Source organism: Neptuniibacter pectenicola (assembly GCF_001597735.1).
GTDB lineage: Bacteria > Pseudomonadota > Gammaproteobacteria > Pseudomonadales > Balneatricaceae > Neptuniibacter > Neptuniibacter pectenicola.
This window is the reverse complement of record NZ_LUTS01000034.1, coordinates 1-1,685: the sequence shown is the minus strand read 5'-3', so window position 1 is coordinate 1,685 and position 1,685 is coordinate 1. Positions and strand designations below refer to the sequence as shown.

Here is a 1,685-nt window from a genome sequence, read left to right as displayed (position 1 = left end):
GTATGGTACGGTGGACGTTTCAGCTCATACGCCATGGTCATTGCATCCAGCATGCTCCAAAGGACATCCAGTTTAAACTGGAGGATCTCAAGCATACGCTCTTGCTGCTCACGGGTGGTGTAGTGATCAAGGGTAATACCTAACCCATGCTCTACATCGCGACGGGCTTCGGTTAGGCGGTTTTTAAAGTACTGGTACCCGTCCGCTTTGATCCAAGGGTAATGCTGCGGCCAGGTATCTAAACGATTTTGGTGAATCGTTGGCGCAAACATCTCGGTTAGTGAGGAGCTAGCGGCTTCTTGCCACGACGCACGACGGGCAAAGTTAATGTAAGCATCTACCGCAAAGCGTACGCCGGGTAAAACATGCTCACAGGAGAGTATCTCTTCACGGCTCAAGCCGACGGCCTCGCCTAAGCATAACCACGCTTCGATCCCACCGACAGCACCGTTGTAGCCATCATGATCCAATACACGTTGCACCCAATGTCTGCGCACATCACGATCAGGGCAGTTAGCCATAATCGCGGCATCTTTGACGGGAATGCTAATCTGATAATAGAAACGGTTCGCCACCCAGCCACGAATCTGTTCGGGGGTACATTTACCGTCATACATGGCGATATGGTAAGGGTGTTGCGTATGATAAAAATCACCCTTAGCACGCAGCGCCGCTTCGAACTCATCGCGGCTCATGGGTAATTTATCGTTTGTTTTACTTGTCATCATTATGGCCTCTACACATCACTGGTAGGCTAAAGCTCTATGGACATACCGTCGTAAGAGATCTCTATACCATGGGAAAGGACTTCTGCATGCTCTGCAGAGTCTTCATCCAGTATCGGGTTGGTGTTGTTTATATGAATCAGCACTTTGCGCGGTTTTTCCAGCGTATCTAAGTACTCAATCATGCCACCCTTACCTGACTGCGGTAGATGCCCCATTGCCACGCCAAGCTTGTCACCGACTCCGGTAACGATGAGCTCGTCTTCCTGCCAAATAGTGCCGTCAACAAGCAACACATCAGCCGATTCCATATACGCGCGTAAATGGGGTTCAATCTGACCTAAGCCAGGTGCATAGAACAATTTTTTACCTGTGCGGGTATCTTCGATTTGCATACCGATATTATCACCCGGGTGCGGATCATCACGGTGAGGCGAGTACGGAGGCGCACTGCTCAACAACGGAACCGCGGTCAACTTCAACTCAGGCACTTGGGGAATGGTAAACTCATTCGCCTCATCGCCCTCATTGATTGGAATACGGTTAACGTGGTTACCCCCATTCCAGTGTTTAAGCATGTTTAACGTAGGAAAGCCTGAGGTCAGGTCCTGCTCAACCATCTCGGTGCACCAGATGTTATGGGGGCACCCTTCACGCAGCATCAATAAGCCGGTGGTGTGGTCGATCTGACTGTCCATATAAACGATCGCAGCAATACCGGTATCGCGAATCGCACGATTCGGTTGCATAGGGCCAAAGCTGGCAAGCTGTTCACGGATATCTGGAGAGGTATTAAAGAGGATCCAATTCTCGCCATCAACACTGACGGTAATGGAGGATTGTGTTCTGGTTTTTGCATTGATAGTGCCGGCACGCACGCCTGCACAGTTACGACAGTTACAGTTCCACTGAGGAAAACCGCCGCCAGCAGCTGAGCCTAATACTTGTACTTTCATTATT

2 protein-coding genes are annotated in these 1,685 nt (G+C 50.1%); both read right to left on the bottom strand.

The features are described from left to right. Positions 1 to 725 (bottom strand): pyrroloquinoline-quinone synthase PqqC (pqqC, locus tag A3773_RS16690; RefSeq protein WP_067988603.1); only part of this gene is annotated, 725 nt, incomplete at its 3' end. Positions 726 to 754: 29 nt separating this feature from the next. Beyond that, complete coding sequence (gene pqqB / locus A3773_RS16685; protein ID WP_067988601.1) at positions 755 to 1,681, bottom strand: pyrroloquinoline quinone biosynthesis protein PqqB; 927 nt, start codon at positions 1,679 to 1,681, stop codon at positions 755 to 757. Positions 1,682 to 1,685 lie beyond the last annotated feature (4 nt).

What these genes read in the sequence shown, in the direction of transcription:
- pqqB (WP_067988601.1), bottom strand. Translation starts at nt 1,681, where the DNA reads ATGAAAGTACAAGTATTAGGCTCAGCTGCTGGCGGCGGTTTTCCTCAG.